We start from the raw sequence: 20,422 nt of genomic DNA on the forward strand, positions 1-20,422 counted from the left end.
GTGGCTTACTCCTGTTCCGGGTCGCGCAAATAATAGCCTACGCCACGTCTTGTGACAATCCAGCTAGGATGACTCGGCGTATCTTCAATCTTCTCGCGCAAACGACGAATCGTAACGTCTACTGTCCGTACATCTCCAAAGTAATCATAGCCCCATACAGTTTGCAGTAAGTGCTCACGCGTCATGACCTGGCCAATATGTTTTGCTAAATAATAGAGTAGCTCAAATTCGCGATGTGTCAGTTCAATCGTTTCGCCACGTTTCTGGACGAAATAGGCATCTGGTTGAATAACTAAATGCCCAACTGTAATATCATTCGTCACTTCTTCTTGGTCTTCCGCTATTGTTCTTGCATGACGTCGTAAGTTTGCTTTAACACGTGCTATTAATTCACGTGTTCCGAATGGCTTGGTTACATAATCATCCGCACCTAGTTCAAGTCCTAATACTTTATCAATCTCTGAATCCTTGGCAGTTAACATAATTATCGGGAAGTCATACTTTTTACGCACTTCACGGCATACTTCCATGCCATCACGTTTAGGTAACATAATATCGAGTAGCATGAGATCGGGTTGAATTTCTTCTACACGATTGATGGCGTCTTCACCATCATAGGCGCAAAAGACATTGAAGCCCTCCTTTTTTAAGTTGAATTCTATTATATCTGCAATGGGTTTTTCATCGTCCACTATAAAGATCGTTTTATTTTGCATGGTCTGTTCCTTTCCCGCCACGAAGGCGATCGGTTTTTTAGACTGTTTACTACTGGTAAAAGTTCTTTCCATATCCTTTAACTCTATCATGAATACGGCCAAATCGCACTTTTTTCTGGTGGCTGTAACTTGTCCCATAAAAAAACAACACTTCCTATTCTACAAATTTAGAGAGGAAGTGTTGTACTATTAGTTAGGTGGAGGGCCTTCGTGCTGGCTCCAGTCAATATTAAGAAACTTATTGTATTCTTTCGCAAATGCCAATGTTACTGTACCGGTCGGGCCGTTACGTTGCTTGGCGATGATGATTTCAATCATGTTCTGCATTTCAGTTTCCTTATCGTAATAGTCTTCACGATATAAAAACGACACGATATCAGCATCTTGCTCAATACTTCCTGACTCACGTAAGTCAGACATCATCGGTCGTTTATCTTGTCGTTGCTCTACTCCCCGTGATAGCTGGGAAAGGGCAATGACAGGGACTTTCAATTCACGTGCCAATGCTTTCAACGAACGTGAGATTTCGGATACTTCTTGCTGCCGATTATCACTGCCGCGGCCGCTTCCCATGATCAATTGTAAGTAATCGATCATAATCATGCCCAATCCATGTTCTTGCTGCAAACGTCTGCATTTAGAACGGATTTCATTGATGCGGATACCTGGACTGTCATCGATAAAAATGCCTGCGTTGGATAGTGAACCCATGGCCATCGTAAGTTTACGCCAATCGTCAGCTTCTAGATTCCCCGTACGAAGCACTTGCGCATCAATATTACCTTCCGCACAAAGCATACGCATGACTAACTGTTCAGCACCCATCTCTAGACTAAAGATCGCGACATTCTCGTCTGTTTTTGTCGCAACATTTTGCGCTACGTTCAAAGCGAAAGCCGTCTTACCAACGGATGGACGTGCCGCCACAATAATCAAGTCATTGCGTTGAAAGCCTGCCGTAATTTTATCTAAATCACGGAATCCTGTAGGAATACCTGTAACGTCTCCTTTACGAGTATGCAGTAACTCGATATTGTCATAGGTCTCTACTAAAACATCTTTGATATGACGGAAGTCTCCAGCATTTTTTCGACTGGACACTTCCATCATCTTTTTCTCAGCTTCGCCTAGTAAAGCTTCGACCTCATCTTCCCGTGTATAACCATCTTCGACAATGCCGGTTGCTACGCGGATTAACTTACGTAGTAACGACTTCTCTTCTACGATATTGGCATAATAGACAATATTCGCAGCAGTCGGCACAGCATTCGCAAGCTCTGTTAGATACGATATGCCTCCGATATCTTCTAACTCATTTTTCACCTTTAACTCTTCAGTGAGCGTAACGAGATCGATTGGCTGTCCTTTATCACTTAACACAAGCATCGTCTCGAAAATCTTCTTATGCGCTACTCGATAAAAATCTTCAGGCATTAAAATTTCCGATGCGGTTATTAATGCTTGCGGTTCTAAAAATACAGCGCCGATGACCGACTGTTCTGCTTCATTGTTATGAGGAGGCGTACGCTCGATCATCTGGTTCAAGCTATTATCTCCTTATCATTCTTCTGTAACATGCACTTTAAGCGTTGCAGCTACATCAGGGTGTAATTTAATCGGAACATTTGTGAAACCAAGTGCACGGATTGCGTCAGGCAATTCCATTTTTCTGCGATCCACTTTTATTTTATGTTGTTTTTCAAGTGCTTGTCCGATTTGTTTCGATGTGATAGAGCCGAATAAACGACCACCTTCACCAGACTTCGCTTGAAGTTCGACCGTTAACTTCTCGATTGTTTCCTTCAATTCCTTCGCTTCCGCTAATTCAGCTGCCGCGTCTTTCTTTTGGCGATTTTTTTGTCCTTCTAGTTGGCTAAGATTGCTCGCTGTAGCTTCAATTGCTACATTATTTTTCAATAAATAGTTTTGTGCGTAACCAGTCGATACTTCTTTCACTTCACCTTTTTTACCTTTTCCTTTAACATCCTTCAAAAAAATAACTTTCATCATTCATTTCCCCTCTCGACGTATTGATTGATTGTATCTTTTAACTTACTCACAGCTTCTTCTATTGTCTCTACTTCCAATTGGCAGGCAGCATTCGTCAAATGACCGCCACCTCCCAAATCTTCCATGATGACTTGGACATTTAAATCACCTAAAGAACGGGTGCTAATTCCAATCCTTCCATCCGCACGCTTGGCTATGACAAATGATGCAGAAATGCCTTGCATCGTTAGAAGTATATCCGCCGTTTGCGCGATGAGCACGGGGCTGTGGATGATATCATCATGTCCCTTAGCAATCGCTATTTCACCAGATCCGACCAATTCTACCGTTTCAATTAATTTAGAACGCTCGATATATGTCGTAATATCTTCCTTTAACAAACGCTGTACAAGTACGGTATCTGCTGCATTTGTCCGTAAATAGGAAGCAGCTTCAAAGGTACGTGCACCTGTACGCAACGTAAAGCTTTTCGTATCGACAACAATACCCGCAAGCATTGCCGTTGATTCTAGCATCGTTAACTTTTCATTCTTTGGCTGATACTCTAGCAACTCCGTGACAAGTTCCGCCGTAGAGGACGCGTATGGCTCCATGTAGACGAGTACGGTGTTGTTGATGAACTCTTCCCCGCGACGGTGATGGTCGATCAAAACAACCTTCTGTGCTTTGTCTAGGACACGCTCATCAATGACCATGCTCGGTTTATGTGTATCGACAATGACGACAAGTGAACGCTCCGTCATCAATTCCAATGCTTCATCGGGCATAAGCATATGATTGAATAAGTCTTCATCTTTCTCAACTTCATCCATCAATCGGTTTACACTCGCATCTAGCTCTTCAAAATTAACGACGACATACCCTTCAACACCGTTCATGCGGGCCATTTTACGAACACCGATAGATGCACCAATTGCGTCCATATCAGGCATCTTATGCCCCATAACAAACACGCGATCACTGTCTTGAATTAAGTCACGCAACGCATGCGAGATGACACGCGCACGTACTCTTGTACGCTTCTCTACAGGGTTCGTTTTACCGCCGTAAAACTTCAGCTTACCATCATGATGTTTAATAGCCACTTGGTCACCACCGCGACCTAATACTAAGTCTAGACTCGACTGCGCTAATTCACCTAGTTCTGTCAGTGATGTCGTACCCGTTCCTACACCAATACTGAGTGTAAGTGGTGCTGTATTCTTCGATGTATTTTCACGAATTGTATCCAATAGGGCAAATTTTGTCTTCTCCAATTGTTCTAACGTACCTTCATTGAATACTGCCAAAAACCGTTCAGATGAAATACGCTTTACGAAAATACCATTTTCATCTGCCCATTCATTGATCAGTGATGTGACAAGCGAGTTCATCTGACTTCTTGTTTGGTCATCCATCGTCTGAGTTAACTCATCGTAGTTATCGACAAGCAAAATCCCGATCGTAGTCCGATCTGCATAGTAAAGGGATTGAATCTTCATACGCTCTGTTACGTCAAATAAATAGAGTAATTTTTCTTCCGGCTTATAATACACTTTATATGAGCGATTATTCAGTGTGATGACATCCCGCTCTGTATCCTCTTTCATGACTTGGCGGAAATCTTCATTCACTTCATAGAGTGTGGCTCCCACCCATGACTTATCAGGATAAATAGTAGAGATGAACGGATTCACCCACTCAATTAATTGCTTATCATTAAGCAAGATAATTCCTATGGGCAATTCCAATAACGCTTCTTCACCGACTTTTTTCATTCGATACGATAAAGTTTCAATATATTTTTCAGTTTCCAGATAGCCTTCATTCTCTGTCTTCCAGGCTATTGCCAAAGCTATAGCATAGAGGACTGCAAAAAATAGTCCAGCCCAGAATTGGAATAGCATTAGTAACACTGCACCTATAGCTCCTAGGAAAGACAAGACAGCTAGTGGAATTCGTATTGCTCGTTTTTTATAAAATAAATTCAATGTCTTAACTTCTCTCCTCTCTGTCTTTATCTATCCATGCGCGAATATTAATTGCGATATCTAACACACCGAGCATTACGGTGAATGGACTGAGGAACATTGCGAATAATGTAGCAAGTACGTTGATAATGACAGGTTGCTTCATCTTTCGCAATGCATAGTAAATCAATGCCAGACCTTGTAAAAAGAATAAGAATCGAAAGATAAGTATAGCATTCGCTTCCATTAGATAAAATGTCGTTCCTTGTTCTGGCTGCGACAGTATAGAAATCAATAATAGTGCCAGATAAACAACAACCGTCACAAACGGCAGACGCATAGTTAAGAAGGATGCAAACTTAGGGACCTTAAAACGTAAACGCGCAGCCACTGCCATAATGGGCATAATAAAAAAATAAGCTGAGATAAAAACTGACAAAATAAACAGAGATGGGACAATGGTTTGGTAATACGTAAATGCTTCTGCAACCATCCGTTCTACATCTTTTGTTGAATTACCCATTCCACTTAAAATGACAAGTGCTTCTTTTTGTATTGTCTCAAATTGTTGCAGTAGTTGATCGATTGGATTGATTTTGAAAAACCAAACAGATCCAACATACAGCGCACTTAAAGATATAAGAAGTGTTAGACCAGTTGCCATGAATACATAAAGCTTTGACTTGCCAGTTCGAACAGCGTCTCCGATAACGAATCCGACCATACTTAAAACAATTGCAGAAGGAATAGATAATAGTCCACCAATCAGCAAGGTAATAAGCCACGTACATGCAGCTACGAGCAACGTTGATAGTCGATCATAGCGTAAACGGTATAACGTCACAGGCAGTGGGATTAGCAACAATGTCAGCATCCCGAGTAATGGCACATACAATGTAAATGCTAGTAGTATGGCGAAGAGTGCTACCATCATCGCACCATACGTAATTCTTCTAGTTTGATCTTGCATATCATTCACGCCTCAATTCATTCACAGCTTTTTGTTTCTGCTTACCATTAATTGCGTAAGTGAACAAATTTGTATGAACACTGATTATAATTATTTTACATTCATCCTTCTAATTGTATCATGATTCGATCTGAAATCAAAAGGCTGTGCCGTGTTGTCTTCCAGTTATATGGTAGGTATAACGATGAAGAGTAATTTCAAACTTCCACGATACATCTCTGCTTACTATTCCCCTAACTTCATTAAATAGTTAAATAAAAAACCACCACTGACTGAATAATTCAGTCAGTGGTGGTTTGTATATTACCGCTCTTCTGAAACGAACGGAAGAAGTGCCATGATGCGTGCACGTTTAATTGCAATCGTCAATTTACGTTGGTATTTAGCGCTCGTACCAGTAACTCGACGAGGCAACATTTTTCCTCGCTCAGAGATAAACTTCTTCAACAAGTCAACATCTTTATAGTCAATGTTTGTAATGTTGTTAGAAGTGAAATAGCAAACTTTACGGCGTCTGCGACCTCCACGACGTGGTGCCATAATTGTTGTCCTCCTTCCTATTTGCGTATTAAGTGAAACGTTCTATCAGAATGGCAAGTCATCATCAGTTACTTCGATTGGACCGCCGCCTGGTTGGAATGGATCATTGTCAACACGCGTCATATTTTGCTGACTCGGTTGGTAGGATTGCTGGTTGTTGTATCCTTGTCCTTGGTCTTGCATAGGTGCATTATACGAAGGTGCTCCACCGCCATAAGACGGTGCTTGCGACCGTTCTGTATTAGCTCCACGCGGTTCTAGGAATTGGGTACTGTCCGCAACAACTTCTGTCGTGTAAACGCGCTTACCATCTTGTCCTTCAAAGCTGCCCGTCTGTATACGGCCATCTACTCCGGCAAGACTTCCTTTTCGTAAGTAATTCGCGATATTTTCAGCCTGTTTACGCCAAGCCACACAGCTAATAAAATCTGCTTCTCGCTCTCCTGACTGGTTAGAGAACGCACGGTTCACTGCCAGTGTAAATCGAGTCACAGCAATACCAGTTTGTGTATACTTTAGCTCAGGATCTTTCGTTAATCGACCAACTAAAACGACACGGTTTATCATTCAGAATCAAACCTCCCTCATCATTGGAATAAATTATTTATATCAGCTTACGCATCCACACGAACTGTCATATGACGAAGAATACCTTCGTTGATGTTCGCTAGACGTGTAAATTCATCGATTGCTTCGTTACCAGCGTTTGCAGTTACTAATTGGTAGTAACCTTCACGTAGATCGTCGATTTCGTATGCAAGACGACGCTTGCCCCACTCTTTCGACTCGATGATTTCCGCTCCGTTTGAAGTTAAGACGTTATCAAAACGTTCAATCAACGCTTTTTTCGCGTCATCTTCAAGAGTTGGGCGCATAATGTACATAATCTCGTACTTTCTCATCAATAGTCACCTCCTTATGGACTTGGCCCTGCTTTTTCAAGCGGGCAAGGAGTAAGTAATTTAGATATTACTCACATCAGTTGATATTACCATAGCTTCACTTTAATATCAACCCTTAATATACTATACTGAATATGTTAAGGAGTGATTTCGTATGGAACAACAAGATCCTGTCATTGTAGAGTTGGAACTACAAAAGCTCGCGAAGCAAAGTATTTGGCTGACTTTTCTTCCGCTCATTGGACTTTTATTGATTCGTTTCTTTTTGGAAGGTGGATTATTCCTGTCTTTTTCATTATGGTATTTCCTGTACTTCATTATTGGTTATATTCTTTTGATTGTTATACATGAGTTTTTCCATCTGCTCGGCTTCCGTATTTTCTGCAATATACCGTGGAAGAACATGGACTACGGCGTCAATTTGAAAATGGGTGTCGCTTATGCCACAGCGGATCGGCTGATGGATAACAAAGGCATCCGTAAAGCTCTACTGTTGCCGTTTTGGATGACAGGTGTGTTACCGGCTGTCATTGCTCTTTACATTGGCGATGGCGTGTTGCTGACGCTAAGCGCTATGCTCATTGGCGGGGCGGCTGGTGACTTTGCGATGTATAAAGAATTGAAGAAGTTTCCCGACAATGCCATGGTGAAGGATGATCCAGAATTGCCGAAGTTGTATATTTATCCGGCTAAATGAAAAATGCTGGATTTAAAAGAGTACTTAGTAAGTGGTTCTGGATTTACGGCAAAGATGTGCTCCTAACGCGTACGCACGGAACGCAGTGAAATGGTAACCTTTCCACTCCATACCTTTATATAATGCAAAAAGCTGTTTCTCCTTTTATTACAGGAGAAACAGCTTTTTTATTATACGTTAAAACGGAACAGCATAACGTCACCGTCTTTAACGATATACTCTTTACCTTCCAAACGAACTTTACCGGCTTCTTTTGCTGCCGTCATTGAACCGTGCTCAACTAAATCATCATACGCTACTGTTTCTGCACGAATGAATCCGCGCTCGAAGTCTGTATGAATTACACCCGCACATTGCGGAGCTTTCATCCCTAGACGGAACGTCCATGCACGAACTTCTTGTACGCCTGCCGTGAAGTATGTAGCGTATCCAAGCAATTTGTACGTTGCTTTGATCAACTGATCTAGACCCGATTCTTTTATGCCTAATTCTTCAAGGAACATTTCTTTCTCATCGTCTTCAAGCTCTGCCATTTCTTCTTCAATCTTCGCACAAACAACGATGACTTCTGCATTATCTTTCGCAGCGAAGTCACGTACTTGCTGAACATATGGGTTATTGTCCGCATCTACGATTTCATCTTCTGAAACGTTAGCCACATATAACATCGGCTTGATCGTCAATAAATTCATACCTTTGATTACTTGGAATTCATCATCCGTCAAATCAATTGCACGAGCCGCCATTTCTTTTTCAAAGCCATCTCGCAACTTCAATAACACAGGTTCTTCAATCATTGCATCTTTTTCTTTTTGTTTGGCCATTTTAGAGACACGTGCTAAACGCTTATCCACACTTTCCATATCAGCCAAAATCAATTCCAAGTTTATGATATCAATATCATAAAGTGGATCTACTTTTCCCGCCACGTGCGTAATATTCTCATCTTCAAAACAACGGACCACTTGGCAAATTGCATCCACGTCACGAATATGCGAAAGGAACTTGTTTCCAAGACCTTCACCTTTACTCGCGCCTTCTACAATCCCTGCAATATCTGTAAATTCAAATGCCGTCGGTACCGTCTTCTTTGGCGTGACAAGTTCTGTCAGTTTATCTAAACGTTCATCTGGTACTTCAACAATCCCCACGTTTGGATCAATTGTACAGAACGGATAGTTTGCCGCCTCTGCTCCTGCTTTTGTAATTGCATTAAATAATGTTGATTTTCCTACATTCGGAAGACCTACAATTCCTGCCGTTAACGCCATTCTTCCCACACCCTTCTCATCTATCTAATATCTAAAAACTTTATTATTCGTTAGTCAACCATTTCATTATAAGGACAATCCCTATGAATGTCTATGTGTTCTCAAGACTCGTTCTTCAGCAGAACCTTTTTCATCTTCTTCGCAAATTCATTACGCGGAATCATGACGCTATGCCCACAACCTTCACACTTGATACGAATGTCGGCACCCATACGTATGATTTTCCATGCATTTGTTCCACAAGGATGTGGTTTTTTCATCTCTACAACGTCATGCAAATCAAACACTTTCTCCGCCATCTTGTGAATCTCCTTTCATCTTTTCCTGATATAGCACCATTTTCGGGTATGGTAGCTCAATCCCATTCTCATCCATAAACCTCTTCAAGTCTTGACGTAATTTTCGTCCTGCTCCAAAGTTTGCAACTGGTTCTGTTACCGCTATAATACGTAGCACAACACTAGAGGCGTCAAGTCTTTGAACACCTATCACTTCCGGAATACCAATCACTTCTGCATAACGATCCTTTGGTAGGTTATTCAAAAATCCACTAATTAATTCTGCTGCATGATCAATATCCGTTTCATAAGACAAGTCAAGATCCAATATGAGTTTAGAATTATTCACGGAAAAATTGATTACCTCGCCAATTTGTCCATTAGGTACGATATACAGTTCACCCCCGAATAATGCGATTTTTGTTGTTCGTAATCCAATTTCCGTTACCGTTCCTTCAGCTGCATTGATTCGGACATAATCCCCCACCCCAAATTGATCTTCAAAAATAATGAAAAACCCCGAGATGATGTCTTTTACTAAACTCTGTGCACCAAATCCAACTGCTAGACCAAGAACCCCCGCACCAGCTAAAATTCCTTTCACATCAATTTTAAACTCCGACAAAATAGCCAATATAGCAGAAAAATATACTACATACGTCAATGCATTTTCAAGCAACTTGATAATGGTATTTTCTCGTCTTTCCGTCTTGCGCATTGGACTTTTTAGTTTAATAGTGAAAAAACGTCGAATGAATACATGACCCACTTTCACCAAAATACTAGCCACGACAATGATTAAAAAGATTCGCAACGTAAAAATTCCAGTTTCAAACCAAAATGTAGAATCGAACAATGTATTATTCGCATGTTTAGCCGTTTCTTCTACTGCCTGTTTAATCGTTTCTTCCACAGTTTCTAGGTTTTCTTTCACGTCTGCTTTTGTAGACACTGTCATTGAAAGAAATCCTCCTCTCGTATAAACCTTTACACCCCTGGCCATACTGCACAGCAATACGTACGTAGGCTTACTTTAGTAAGACAGCGTATAGAATTCATAAAGGAATGGTGTTTCCATATGTATATTGCTGAAACTTCTTCTTATCATTACCGTATTTCCTATAAAGAAACCGGGGTTGTTTGGAAATTAAGTTCTTATTTCGTTGAACATATCCCTTTTAAGCAGCAACCAATCGTTTTCTACTGCATAGGTACAGATCGTTCAACCGGGGATTCCCTTGGCCCACTTACCGGCTCATATCTATCTGAGCTTAGTCTATTCCCTTATCCAGTCATCGGTACACTTGAAGATCCTTTACACGCGCTTAATCTACAACAGCGGATAGAACATACCAAAACGCTTTATCCTGACGCTTTTACTGTAGCCATAGACGCCTGCCTTAGTAAAAGGGACGCAGTCGGGCAGCTACTGTTCCAAGACGGTCCAATCTTGCCAGGGAAGGCTGTTGGAAAAGAACTACCCCCTGTTGGTGATGTGTCTATTAAAGGCATCGTTAATATTGCAGGTTTTATGGAACAAGCCGTCTTGCAAAGCACTCGATTACATCTACCCTTTGAAATGAGCAGAATGATTGGACGTGCTTTACAACTTGCGCACCATCGTCAAAAATCAGAAAGTGTAAACAATCGTGACAATTATAGCCACTACGCCGATCCCTGGAATAAAGTTCGCTATCCTGATTTTCGTCAAACCGATTAAATTCAAACCAATTGCCACAATCATTAATCCACCCGTTGCCGTCATTTCAGAAATAAAGAACTGTAGCAACTCGTCCGGAACAAAACGACTTATCAATGTGGCTAGGATTGTAATACTCCCTTGGTAAATGAGTAAAGGTATTGCGGAGAAAACCACGCCAATCCCTAAAGTGGAACTTAGAATAATAGAAGTGAAACCATCTACTATTCCTTTCATCACCAATACATTATGGTCATTTCTAAGCCCGCTGTCGATTGCACCAATGATTGCCATGGAACCTACGCAAAATATCAGTGTAGCTGTCACGAATCCTTGAGCAATTCCCGGGCTTCCCTTTCTTGCGGGCAACTTCTTTTCTATCCATTGACCTAAAAGGTTCACTTTTTGATCCAAGTCAATCCATTCACCTATGATCGCTCCAATGACAATGCTTATGATCACAATAACAATTTGAGTTGTTTGGAATGTCATCTGTAAACCAATAGCTACAACTGCCAGACCAATACCATACATAATTGTTTCTTTCATTCGTTCAGGTATACCGTGTAAAAATCGGCCAATTAATGTACCGATGATAATTGTCAATACATTAAAAAGCGAACCTAACAATATCATGTAGCCACGTCCATGTTCTATTCAAGAATAAAACCTATTCTGCTTTATAAGCAAAATAGGTATGTGTTTTATCGTTCATCACTTAAAATTTCAAGGATACGCTCAAAATCTTCATCCGATAAAAATTCAATTTCAATCTTCCCTTTATTCTTCATCTTTTTAATCGTGACTTTTGTTCCGAATTGTTCTCGTAATGTAGATTCTTGTTCTGCAAGAAACAAATCCTTTTTCTTTGTTTTCTTTGTTTCACGTGGAACATCCTCATTTAATTGCTGTACCAGCTTTTCTAATTGACGTACATTCAAATGTTCACTCTTAGTTTTTTCAGCAATAGCCACGATCTGTTCCTTATTTTTTAACCCCAATAATGTACGGCCATGTCCCATTGATAAAATTCCTCGGGAAATATCTCTTAGTACTTGCTCAGGCAATGCCAACAATCGAATGTGATTGGCAATATGTGGTCTACTTTTACCTAATCGAAATGCTAATTGTTCTTGTGTTAATTGCAAACTTTCCATCAGTCGCTGATAAGCCTCTGCTACCTCTATTGGCGTTAAATCTTCGCGTTGTAGATTTTCTAAAATGGCCATTTCCATGGATTGTTCATCTGTTAACTCTCGAACGACTGCCGGAATATCTTTTTTACCTGCCAACTCTGAAGCGCGGTATCGTCTTTCACCTACAACAATTTCATACCCGGTGCCTACGCTTCTTACGATAATCGGTTGTAGTACGCCATGTTCTTTAATTGATTCGCTTAACTCGATTAGTGATGCATCATCAAATATTGTACGTGGTTGATACGGGTTTGCTTGAATGCTTTTTAATCGCAGCAACTCTACTTTTTCCAATGACTCCCGAGGAAACAATGCGTTTAGCCCTTTACCTAGACCTTTACTCATTTTCCGCCACTTCCTTTGCCAACTCTAAATAGACTTCCGCACCTTTGGATCTGGAATCATACAAAATAATCGGCTTTCCATGACTGGGTGCTTCACTTAATCTGACGTTTCGTGGAATAATTGTTTTATATACTTTGTCTTGGAAATACTTCTTAACCTCTTCAATCACTTGAATACCTAGATTGGTACGCGCATCAAACATCGTCAATAAGACACCGTCAATGTATAATGACTCATTTAAGTGCTTTTGAACGAGACGAATGGTACTAAGCAACTGACTGAGTCCTTCCAATGCGTAGTATTCACACTGCACTGGAATAATAATTGAGTCAGAAGCCGTCAATGCATTTAATGTCAATAATCCAAGTGACGGTGGACAGTCGATAATGACGTAATCATATTGACCTCTAACATCTTGAATTGCATGTTTCATTCGTACTTCACGAGAGATTGTAGAGACTAGTTCAATTTCAGCTCCCGCCAATGAAATTGTAGCAGGAATGATGTCTAAGTTCTCAATGTCCGTATGTAAGATAACATCTTGTACTGGTACGTCATCGATGAGCATATTGTAGATGCAGTCGTGTACATCTCCTTTGTTGACACCTACTCCACTTGTTGCATTCCCTTGTGGATCAGAGTCGATCAAGAGCACTTTTTTGCCTATATGGGCAAGGCATGCGCTTAAGTTTACAGAAGTCGTTGTTTTGCCGACTCCTCCTTTTTGATTTGCTATGGCAATAATCTTACCCACTCTCGCACCCGCTTTCTCTCAAGTTTCAATTATTAGTTACCTATTATGTGCCTTGGCTTAATTATACCTTCTTTAGACACCAAATATTTCACTTATCGTTCTTTAAGTCACTACCATTTTATCATCTTCACAGGACGAACTCTATTGATATATAAGAAAACTCTTGCTAGTCGGACAGCAAGAGTTTTTTTATGTCATTTTTTAAGTATTTTAACCGTGATTGTATAGCAGTCTTCAGAGTCTACTTCTTGCGATTCTACTTCAATCCCACTCTTAGTCATCAAAGTTAGTGACTCTCTTAATGTATTTACTGCAATTCTCACATCTCTACTAACAGACTTTTGACGGGATGCTCGTTTTTTTTCTGGTTGTGCTTTTTCACTTGGATTCATGATTTCTTTAATTCGACTTTCAAGTTCCTTGACGTTATATTGATTTGCTTTTGCTTCTTCCATTACTTCGATCTGTAGCGTTGTTTCTTTCAACGGTAATAGAGCTCGTGCATGTCTTTCAGAAATTTCTTGTTTCAGGATTGCGTCTTGTACTTCTTTAGGCAATTTTAATAATCGCATCTTATTCGCAATTGTAGACTGACCTTTGCCTAGTCTTTGTGCTAGGGCTTCTTGTGTCAGTTCATGAAGTTTTAATAGATTTTCGTAGGCATATGCTTCTTCAATCGCAGTAAGTTCTTCGCGTTGTAAGTTTTCAATCAATGCTACGGAAGCTGTTTCTTTATCACTTAAATTACGTACAATTGCTGGTACTTCCGTCCAACCAAGCTTGCGCATAGCACGATATCTTCGTTCCCCTGCAATGATTTCATATTGTCCATCATCCATCTTACGAATCACAATTGGTTGAATTACACCATGCGTATGGATTGTTCTAGCGAGTTCTTCAATCTTTTCTTCACTAAATATTGTCCGTGGTTGGAACTGATTCGGCACAATTGAATCAATCGCAACTTGATCTACTTTTTCAAGTTGTTGAACTACCACTTCCTCTACCAAGTCCATCTTCTCTCCCCCACCAAAAAAGCGCGATAAAGTATTTTTCAACCCCTGCACCACCTTTTCGAAACTAGTCCCTTTAACAACTTCTCTCTCTCACTGTTCCACGTGAAACATCTTTACGCACTTAACCTGTAATAGGCGTCTTATTTGGCACTCCTGGTTTTCGAGGATATTTCTTAGGTGTTTGTTTATTCTTTTTAAATATGAATATATGCCGTTCACTATTTTCCTCGGGCAATAAAAACTCATATTCTTCTTGCAATACAGCACCCAGTAATTTGACGGCTTTCGCTGCATCTTGCAGTTCTTCGGTAGCAGCAGCACCTTTCATTGAGACGAAGAGGCCACCTGTTTTAGCAATTGGTAAGCATAACTCGGATAATACTGATAAACGTGCTACTGCACGAGCAGTTACTAAATCAAATTGTTCACGATACTTTGGATTGCGCCCAAACTCTTCCGCTCTCGCATGAACAAATGCTACGTTTTCTAACTTCAATTCACCTGCCAAGTGATTCAGGAAATTGATACGTTTATTCAATGAATCCACGATTGTTACTTGAAGATGCGGATAGCAAATCTTCAATGGAATACTTGGAAAACCTGCACCTGCACCTACATCACAAATAGATTCAATTGTTGATAAATCCACATAGAATGAACTAGTGATGGAATCATAGAAATGCTTTAGATATACAGAAGGTGCATCCGTAATTGCTGTTAAATTCATTTTTTCATTCCACTCTACGAGCACTTCAAAATAGCGTTTAAACTGTTGCTTTTGCACATCAGATAACTCGATGCCTTTTTGTCGTAACGCTTCATAAAACTGTTCTTCCGTCATATTCTCATTCCTTTTCAAAAAGACTGACGCCTCTAAGCGCCAGTCATATTCTTAACCAGAAACTTTTGCAATTTTTCCTTGCTCGATATAGACGAGCAAGATTGCAATATCTGAAGGATTCACACCAGAAATGCGGGATGCTTGCGCAATAGACAATGGTTGCACAGCTTTTAAATTCGCCTTTGCCTCTTTTGCAATACCTGAAATCGCATCATAATCGATGTTTTCCGGAATCCGCTTATTTTCCATCTTCTTCATTCGTTCAACTTGTTGCATTGCCTTTTCGATATATCCCTCATACTTGATGAATATTTCTACTTGTTCTGCCACTTCGTCAGTAATCTCTTCTAGAGGTGGAACAACAGTGCACAGTTCACTGTATTTCATTTCAGGACGTTTCAATAAGTCTGCTGCTTTCATCGGCTCACGTAGCGCGGTTCCACCTGCTTCTGCAATAATTGCCTGAATTTCTTCTGTAGGTTTAACAGATACCTTACGCAAATGTTCGATTTCAGCATCGATTTGCGCCTTCTTCGCTACAAAACTCTCATAACGTTCTTCACTAATCATGCCATTTTGATAACCGATCTCTGTTAGACGCATATCCGCATTATCATGACGCAGTAATAAACGATATTCTGCTCTTGAAGTCAAAAGACGATACGGCTCGCTAGTTCCTTTAGTAACTAAATCATCCACAAGAACACCGATATATGCTTCACTTCGATCTAATACCACTTCGTCTTTTCCAAGAACGTTACAAGCCGCGTTAATACCTGCCATCAATCCTTGAGCTGCGGCTTCTTCATAGCCAGACGTTCCATTAATTTGACCAGCAGTATACAAGTTCTTAATCTTTTTTGTTTCCAATGTTGGCCATAGTTGTGTGGCAATCACGGAATCATATTCAATTGCATAGCCTGCACGCATCATTTCAGCCTTCTCAAGACCTGGTACGCTCGCAATTAGGCGATGTTGTACATGTTCTGGAAGACTTGTCGATAAACCTTGTACATAAACCTCACGCGTATTACGACCTTCTGGTTCTAAAAAGATTTGGTGACGTGACTTATCTGCAAAACGAACGATTTTATCTTCAATGGATGGGCAATAGCTTGGTCCCTTCCCTTTGATCATGCCCGAATACATTGGAGACAGATGAAGGTTTTCATTGATGATTTCATGTGTTTCAGGTGTTGTGTATGTTAACCAGCACGGAAGTTGATCCATAATGAACTCCGTCGTTTCATAGCTGAATGAACGTGGAACATCATCACCTGGTTGAATCTCTGTTTTACTATAGTCAATTGTATTGCTGTTAATTCGTGGAGGTGTCCCCGTTTTGAATCGAACAGTCTGTAAACCTAATTCTTTCAAATGATCTGCAAGCTTGATGGATGGCATTTGGTTATTCGGACCACTTGAATACTTTAAGTCTCCAATAATAACTTCACCGCGTAAAAATGTTCCTGTCGTAATGATGACAGTCTTCGCACGGAAGATCGCTCCAATTTGTGTGACGACACCTTTTACTTCACCATCTTCTACAATCAAACGCTCCACAACTGCTTGGCGAAGCGTCAGATTAGGTTGTTCTTCGAGGATTCTTTTCATTTCTTGCTGATACAAGACTTTATCGGCCTGTGCACGCAATGCGCGGACAGCAGGACCTTTCCCTGTATTTAGCATACGCATTTGAATATGCGTCTTATCAATTACCTTAGCCATTACTCCACCTAGTGCGTCAATTTCACGAACGACAATCCCTTTTGCAGGACCTCCTAGGGATGGATTACATGGCATGAAAGCGATCATATCTAGATTCATCGTTAGCACTACAGTCGATGCACCCATCTTCGCAGCTGCATACGCTGCTTCTGCACCCGCATGTCCAGCTCCGATGACTATACAATCGAACGTGCCTGCTTCAAATTGTGGCATGTTCGTTCATCCTTCCTATCATAAAATTATTATTTTCCGAGGCAGAACTTTGAAAACAACTCATTAAGTAAACTATCTTGAACGGTATCCCCAATGATTTCTCCGAGGATTTCCCATGTACGTGTAACGTCTATTTGAATCATATCAATCGGTACACCTGCTTTTGCTGCTTGCACAGCATCTTCAATCGTATGGCGTGCTTGTTTCAATAAAGCAATATGTCGGGCATTGGAAACATACGATAGGTCCCCTGACTCGAGTGACCCTTCAAAGAACAGTGAAGCAATAGCTTCTTCCAATTCCGCAATGCCTTGCTCTTGTAAAATAGAAGTTGTAATGACTCGATCTTTTCCCGCCATTTCATAAACGTGCTCTAAATCAATCTTCGCCGGCAAATCTGTCTTATTAACGATGACTAGCATGTCCATTCCAGCAACAGCTTCAAATAAACGTTCATCTTCATCAGTTAGTGGTTCAGAACTATTGACCATCAATAAAATCAAATCTGCTTCCTTCAATACTTGTCTTGAACGTTCTACACCAATCCGCTCAACAATATCTTCTGTTTCACGAATTCCAGCCGTATCGACAAGACGCAAAGGGACTCCCCTTACATTGACATACTCCTCTATAATATCACGGGTAGTACCTGCAATGTCAGTCACAATGGCCTTATTTTCTTGAACTAAACTATTCAATAGTGATGACTTTCCAACGTTCGGACGACCAACGATAACAGTAGACAGCCCTTCACGTAAAATTTTACCTTGTGAAGAAGTGCGTAATAACTGATCAATTTCATCGCGTACCCATTCTCCTTTTTCAACCATTAAGGGAATGGTTACTTCTTCTACATCATCGTATTCCGGATAGTCAATATTCACTTCCACCTGCGCAAGCGTTTCAAGAAGTGCTGTACGTAAATCGCCGATTAAATGGGATAGCTTACCCTCCATTTGGTTAAGTGCTACACTCATTGCTTTATCGGTTTTTGCTCTAATTAAATCCATCACTGCTTCGGCTTGTGATAAGTCAATTCGACCATTGAGAAATGCCCGTTTTGTAAACTCACCCGGTTCCGCCAATCGTGCACCTTCCGTCAATACAAGTTCTAACACTCTATTAACCGAAGTAATTCCTCCGTGGCAATTGATCTCCACTATATCTTCCCGCGTAAATGTCTTTGGTCCTTTCATAATGGAAACCATAACCTCTTCCACTACTTCAGCAGTAGCAGGATCATGTAAATGTCCATAATGAATTGTATGAGAGGGTTGTTCACACAACGGCTTAGCTGCTGGCGATTGGAATATACGATCTGCAATCTCCCATGCATACTCACCGCTGATTCGAACGATGGCGATTGCTCCCTCTCCCATCGGAGTTGAAATCGCGGCTATCGTATCAAAATGCAAGTTTTTCACCTTCCCAGCTTCTTTATCCACATGTGAATATCTTTTGCGGACACAACTTTCTAACAATCAATACTATCATAAATCACTGCATTCTCCTAGCGTGTGAATTGAAAATATGTGGATATTTTTAAGAAAGATTGAATCCGGTATATGATACTTCATGATGTACTATAAACCGACAAAAAACCCCGCGGAGTCAAGCTTCCGTGGGGTTAAATTATTCAAATCCTTTAATGACAATATGACGATATGGATCTTTTCCTTCTGAGAAGGTTTCAACATCCAATCTACGAGATAAAGCATTATGAATGACTTTTCTTTCATACGATGGCATAGGTTCTAATGCAACTTGACGTTTTGTACGGATTGCACGATCTGCCATGCGATCTGCCAGCTGTTCAAGTGACTGCTCACGACGTTCACGATAATCTGCGACATCAATACGTACAATTTTAAACTGTTTTGTGACCTTATTGGCTACAAGCTGTGCTAATTGCTGAATGGCATTTAACGTTTGTCCTCGTTTTCCTATTAAGAAAGCAGCCTTTTCGCTTTCTAACTGGAAGTTGATATACTTCCCTTTCGTTTCATAGGTAACGACTAAATCAGCGATGCCCATTTCTTTTGCCATATCGACTATAAAAGCTTTTGTTTCTTCAATCGCTTCTAATTCATTATACGCTTTGTCTTTTAAAACATTTTCAGCTGCATAGTCTTGCGAATTTTCCAAATCAGTTGGCAGTGGATCAGGATTGGAGTCCTCTATATTTTCTCCGGCTGTGATAACGGGCGGTACTTTTTTCGTTGCGTCAACAGCTAGTTCTGCAACTTTGGTAGGTGCTGGTTGTATAGACTTTTCATTAACAGTAATATTTACTACCGCTTCTTTTGCACCGAACCCAAGAAACCCTTTTCTACCACTTTCTACAACTTCTACTTCTACTTCACTTCTTGTTACACCTAGGTTCTGTAAAGCCGATTTGATTGCTAGCTCAACGGTTGCAGCCCTTTGTGTAATTTGTTTCATTTCTTTTTCCCTCCTGTTTTCCCTACTTCGACGTCTTTTGGCTTGTCAAACGGCTTGTAGATTACAATGTTTTGGAGTAGTGAAATGATATTTCCTACAATCCAGTACAAAGCAAGTGCTGCAGGTAAGAATGAACCGAATACCATAATCATGAATGGCATGATGTACATCATTGTCTTCATCTGCGGGTTATCCATCGCTGGCCCGGTACGAAGAACTAACAATTGGAATAGTCCTGCGATAATAGCAAAGATAATACTTGGTGTGCCAAGAGTGATGCCTAGGAAACTGCCTAATTCAATCGTTGGAGTTGCATTCATTCGACTGATTGCATGGTAGAAACCGATAAATATTGGCATTTGGATGATAACAGGCAAACATCCTGCAACTGGATTGATCTTTTCATCGATCATAATTTGTTGCATTTCTTCTTGATACTTCTTCTGCGTGACCGCGTCTTTAGATTTGTACTTTTCCTTCAATGCTTTCAGACGTGGTTGAATTTCCTGCATACGTTTTGAGCTTTTTGTTTGCTGGACAAATAGTGGTAGTAACGCTGTACGGATAATTGCTGTTACGACGATAATTGCCAATCCGTATGTACCTAACCACGACTTGAACTTCATAATTAATGTTACGAGCGGCCATACGATGTATTCGTTCCAGATTCCCGTGCTCTCCGCTGTGATCGGCTTGTTAAAATCCGCACAACCTGCCATGAAGATAGCAACCACGACGAGCAGTGAAAGGAACACTAATTTCTTTTTCACGTTTTTTTCCCCCAAACAATCAAAAAATTGTTTCTTAACTTTTTTCAGTTTATCATGACGACTCTAAACGTTCTACATCTATTGT

At 40.6% G+C, this 20,422-nt stretch carries 22 protein-coding genes; 2 read left to right on the forward strand and 20 right to left on the reverse strand.

Annotated elements, in window-relative coordinates; translation table 11 throughout:
* Positions 1-5: 5 nt before the first annotated feature.
* From yycF to rpsF, 8 genes are all read right to left on the reverse strand, one after another.
* Entirely contained in the window at positions 6-716 is a 711-nt protein-coding gene (yycF, locus tag CSV79_RS11875) for a response regulator YycF (protein ID WP_099689303.1), read from the reverse strand.
* Between the two features lie 189 nt (positions 717-905).
* Complete coding sequence (gene dnaB / locus CSV79_RS11880) at positions 906-2,252, reverse strand: replicative DNA helicase (RefSeq protein ID WP_369824956.1); 1,347 nt, start codon at positions 2,250-2,252, stop codon at positions 906-908.
* 24 nt (positions 2,253-2,276) lie between these two features.
* Complete coding sequence (gene rplI / locus CSV79_RS11885; protein ID WP_099689276.1) at positions 2,277-2,723, reverse strand: 50S ribosomal protein L9; 447 nt, start codon at positions 2,721-2,723, stop codon at positions 2,277-2,279.
* Positions 2,723-4,696, reverse strand: a complete 1,974-nt coding sequence (locus tag CSV79_RS11890; protein WP_099689277.1) for a DHH family phosphoesterase — start codon at positions 4,694-4,696, stop codon at positions 2,723-2,725. The genes rplI and CSV79_RS11890 overlap by 1 nt, the downstream gene beginning before the upstream one ends.
* Before the next feature lie 4 nt (positions 4,697-4,700).
* Positions 4,701-5,645: a YybS family protein gene (locus tag CSV79_RS11895; protein WP_099689278.1), complete on the reverse strand. Its 945-nt coding sequence runs from the start codon at positions 5,643-5,645 to the stop codon at positions 4,701-4,703.
* A 303-nt stretch (positions 5,646-5,948) separates the two neighbouring features.
* Positions 5,949-6,188, reverse strand: coding sequence for a 30S ribosomal protein S18 (gene rpsR, locus CSV79_RS11900; protein ID WP_199171918.1), 240 nt, complete (start codon positions 6,186-6,188; stop codon positions 5,949-5,951).
* Positions 6,189-6,230: 42 nt separating this feature from the next.
* Complete coding sequence (gene ssb, locus CSV79_RS11905; protein ID WP_099689280.1) at positions 6,231-6,752, reverse strand: single-stranded DNA-binding protein; 522 nt, start codon at positions 6,750-6,752, stop codon at positions 6,231-6,233.
* A 47-nt stretch (positions 6,753-6,799) separates the two neighbouring features.
* Entirely contained in the window at positions 6,800-7,087 is a 288-nt protein-coding gene (gene rpsF / locus CSV79_RS11910; protein ID WP_099689281.1) for a 30S ribosomal protein S6, read from the reverse strand.
* A gap of 154 nt (positions 7,088-7,241) precedes the next feature.
* Here rpsF and CSV79_RS11915 point away from each other — a divergent pair, with 154 nt between their 5' ends.
* Positions 7,242-7,784 (forward strand): metalloprotease family protein, encoded by a 543-nt coding sequence (locus CSV79_RS11915; protein WP_099689282.1) that lies wholly within the window; start codon positions 7,242-7,244, stop codon positions 7,782-7,784.
* A 170-nt stretch (positions 7,785-7,954) separates the two neighbouring features.
* Here CSV79_RS11915 and ychF read toward each other — a convergent pair whose 3' ends face one another.
* The 3 genes from ychF to CSV79_RS11930 form a co-directional block, all read right to left on the reverse strand.
* Positions 7,955-9,055: a redox-regulated ATPase YchF gene (gene ychF / locus CSV79_RS11920; RefSeq protein WP_099689283.1), complete on the reverse strand. Its 1,101-nt coding sequence runs from the start codon at positions 9,053-9,055 to the stop codon at positions 7,955-7,957.
* 101 nt (positions 9,056-9,156) lie between these two features.
* The gene (locus CSV79_RS11925) at positions 9,157-9,354 is read right to left on the reverse strand and encodes a DUF951 domain-containing protein (RefSeq protein WP_099689284.1); all 198 of its coding nucleotides are present in this window, start codon (positions 9,352-9,354) and stop codon (positions 9,157-9,159) included.
* On the reverse strand, positions 9,335-10,291 hold the full coding sequence (locus tag CSV79_RS11930; RefSeq protein ID WP_233201431.1) for a mechanosensitive ion channel family protein: 957 nt from the start codon (positions 10,289-10,291) through the stop codon (positions 9,335-9,337). The genes CSV79_RS11925 and CSV79_RS11930 overlap by 20 nt, the downstream gene beginning before the upstream one ends.
* A 120-nt stretch (positions 10,292-10,411) precedes the next feature.
* On the opposite strand from CSV79_RS11930, the gene yyaC reads away from it, so the two are divergent.
* Complete coding sequence (gene yyaC, locus CSV79_RS11935) at positions 10,412-11,053, forward strand: spore protease YyaC (protein ID WP_099689286.1); 642 nt, start codon at positions 10,412-10,414, stop codon at positions 11,051-11,053.
* Here yyaC and CSV79_RS11940 read toward each other — a convergent pair.
* The 9 genes from CSV79_RS11940 to yidC all read right to left on the reverse strand — a co-directional run bounded on the left by CSV79_RS11940 (position 10,964) and on the right by yidC (position 20,337).
* Positions 10,964-11,668, reverse strand: coding sequence for a DUF554 domain-containing protein (locus CSV79_RS11940; RefSeq protein ID WP_099689287.1), 705 nt, complete (start codon positions 11,666-11,668; stop codon positions 10,964-10,966). The two genes, yyaC and CSV79_RS11940, sit on opposite strands and share 90 nt — an antisense overlap.
* A gap of 68 nt (positions 11,669-11,736) precedes the next feature.
* A complete protein-coding gene (locus CSV79_RS11945; protein ID WP_099689288.1) occupies positions 11,737-12,573 on the reverse strand; it encodes a ParB/RepB/Spo0J family partition protein in 837 nt (278 codons plus the stop codon).
* Complete coding sequence (locus tag CSV79_RS11950) at positions 12,566-13,327, reverse strand: ParA family protein (protein WP_099689289.1); 762 nt, start codon at positions 13,325-13,327, stop codon at positions 12,566-12,568. Before CSV79_RS11950 ends, CSV79_RS11945 begins: the two co-directional genes overlap by 8 nt.
* Positions 13,328-13,521: 194 nt before the next feature.
* Positions 13,522-14,385 carry a nucleoid occlusion protein gene (gene noc / locus CSV79_RS11955; protein ID WP_099689290.1) on the reverse strand — a complete coding sequence of 288 codons (864 nt, stop codon included), beginning with the start codon at positions 14,383-14,385 and terminating at the stop codon, positions 13,522-13,524.
* 79 nt (positions 14,386-14,464) lie between these two features.
* Positions 14,465-15,184 carry a 16S rRNA (guanine(527)-N(7))-methyltransferase RsmG gene (gene rsmG / locus CSV79_RS11960; RefSeq protein ID WP_099689291.1) on the reverse strand — a complete coding sequence of 240 codons (720 nt, stop codon included), beginning with the start codon at positions 15,182-15,184 and terminating at the stop codon, positions 14,465-14,467.
* Positions 15,185-15,235: 51 nt separating this feature from the next.
* Positions 15,236-17,125: a tRNA uridine-5-carboxymethylaminomethyl(34) synthesis enzyme MnmG gene (gene mnmG / locus CSV79_RS11965; protein ID WP_099689292.1), complete on the reverse strand. Its 1,890-nt coding sequence runs from the start codon at positions 17,123-17,125 to the stop codon at positions 15,236-15,238.
* 29 nt (positions 17,126-17,154) lie between these two features.
* Positions 17,155-18,540: a tRNA uridine-5-carboxymethylaminomethyl(34) synthesis GTPase MnmE gene (gene mnmE / locus CSV79_RS11970; protein WP_099689304.1), complete on the reverse strand. Its 1,386-nt coding sequence runs from the start codon at positions 18,538-18,540 to the stop codon at positions 17,155-17,157.
* Positions 18,541-18,757: 217 nt separating this feature from the next.
* Positions 18,758-19,567: an RNA-binding cell elongation regulator Jag/EloR gene (gene jag / locus CSV79_RS11975; RefSeq protein WP_099689293.1), complete on the reverse strand. Its 810-nt coding sequence runs from the start codon at positions 19,565-19,567 to the stop codon at positions 18,758-18,760.
* A complete protein-coding gene (yidC, locus tag CSV79_RS11980) occupies positions 19,564-20,337 on the reverse strand; it encodes a membrane protein insertase YidC (protein WP_099689294.1) in 774 nt (257 codons plus the stop codon). The genes jag and yidC overlap by 4 nt, the downstream gene beginning before the upstream one ends.
* Between the last annotated feature and the right edge of the window lie 85 nt (positions 20,338-20,422).

The sequence above is a fragment of the Sporosarcina sp. P13 genome (assembly GCF_002743055.1).
In the GTDB taxonomy this organism is placed as follows: Bacteria; Bacillota; Bacilli; order Bacillales_A; family Planococcaceae; genus Sporosarcina.

Bases quoted from the DNA above. Each gene is read 5' to 3' on its own strand.
- rplI (WP_099689276.1), bottom strand. From the start codon at position 2,723: ATGAAAGTTATTTTTTTGAAGGATGTTAAAGGAAAAGGTAAAAAAGGT.
- CSV79_RS11925 (WP_099689284.1), bottom strand. From the start codon at position 9,354: ATGGCGGAGAAAGTGTTTGATTTGCATGACGTTGTAGAGATGAAAAAA.
- CSV79_RS11895 (WP_099689278.1), bottom strand. From the start codon at position 5,645: ATGCAAGATCAAACTAGAAGAATTACGTATGGTGCGATGATGGTAGCA.
- CSV79_RS11945 (WP_099689288.1), bottom strand. From the start codon at position 12,573: ATGAGTAAAGGTCTAGGTAAAGGGCTAAACGCATTGTTTCCTCGGGAG.
- CSV79_RS11940 (WP_099689287.1), bottom strand. From the start codon at position 11,668: ATGATATTGTTAGGTTCGCTTTTTAATGTATTGACAATTATCATCGGT.
- jag (WP_099689293.1), bottom strand. From the start codon at position 19,567: ATGAAACAAATTACACAAAGGGCTGCAACCGTTGAGCTAGCAATCAAA.
- yycF (WP_099689303.1), bottom strand. From the start codon at position 716: ATGCAAAATAAAACGATCTTTATAGTGGACGATGAAAAACCCATTGCA.
- ssb (WP_099689280.1), bottom strand. From the start codon at position 6,752: ATGATAAACCGTGTCGTTTTAGTTGGTCGATTAACGAAAGATCCTGAG.
- mnmG (WP_099689292.1), bottom strand. From the start codon at position 17,125: ATGCCACAATTTGAAGCAGGCACGTTCGATTGTATAGTCATCGGAGCT.
- ychF (WP_099689283.1), bottom strand. From the start codon at position 9,055: ATGGCGTTAACGGCAGGAATTGTAGGTCTTCCGAATGTAGGAAAATCA.
- CSV79_RS11930 (WP_233201431.1), bottom strand. From the start codon at position 10,291: ATGACAGTGTCTACAAAAGCAGACGTGAAAGAAAACCTAGAAACTGTG.
- yyaC (WP_099689286.1), top strand. From the start codon at position 10,412: ATGTATATTGCTGAAACTTCTTCTTATCATTACCGTATTTCCTATAAA.
- CSV79_RS11915 (WP_099689282.1), top strand. From the start codon at position 7,242: ATGGAACAACAAGATCCTGTCATTGTAGAGTTGGAACTACAAAAGCTC.
- dnaB (WP_369824956.1), bottom strand. From the start codon at position 2,252: ATGATCGAGCGTACGCCTCCTCATAACAATGAAGCAGAACAGTCGGTC.
- rsmG (WP_099689291.1), bottom strand. From the start codon at position 15,184: ATGACGGAAGAACAGTTTTATGAAGCGTTACGACAAAAAGGCATCGAG.
- rpsF (WP_099689281.1), bottom strand. From the start codon at position 7,087: ATGAGAAAGTACGAGATTATGTACATTATGCGCCCAACTCTTGAAGAT.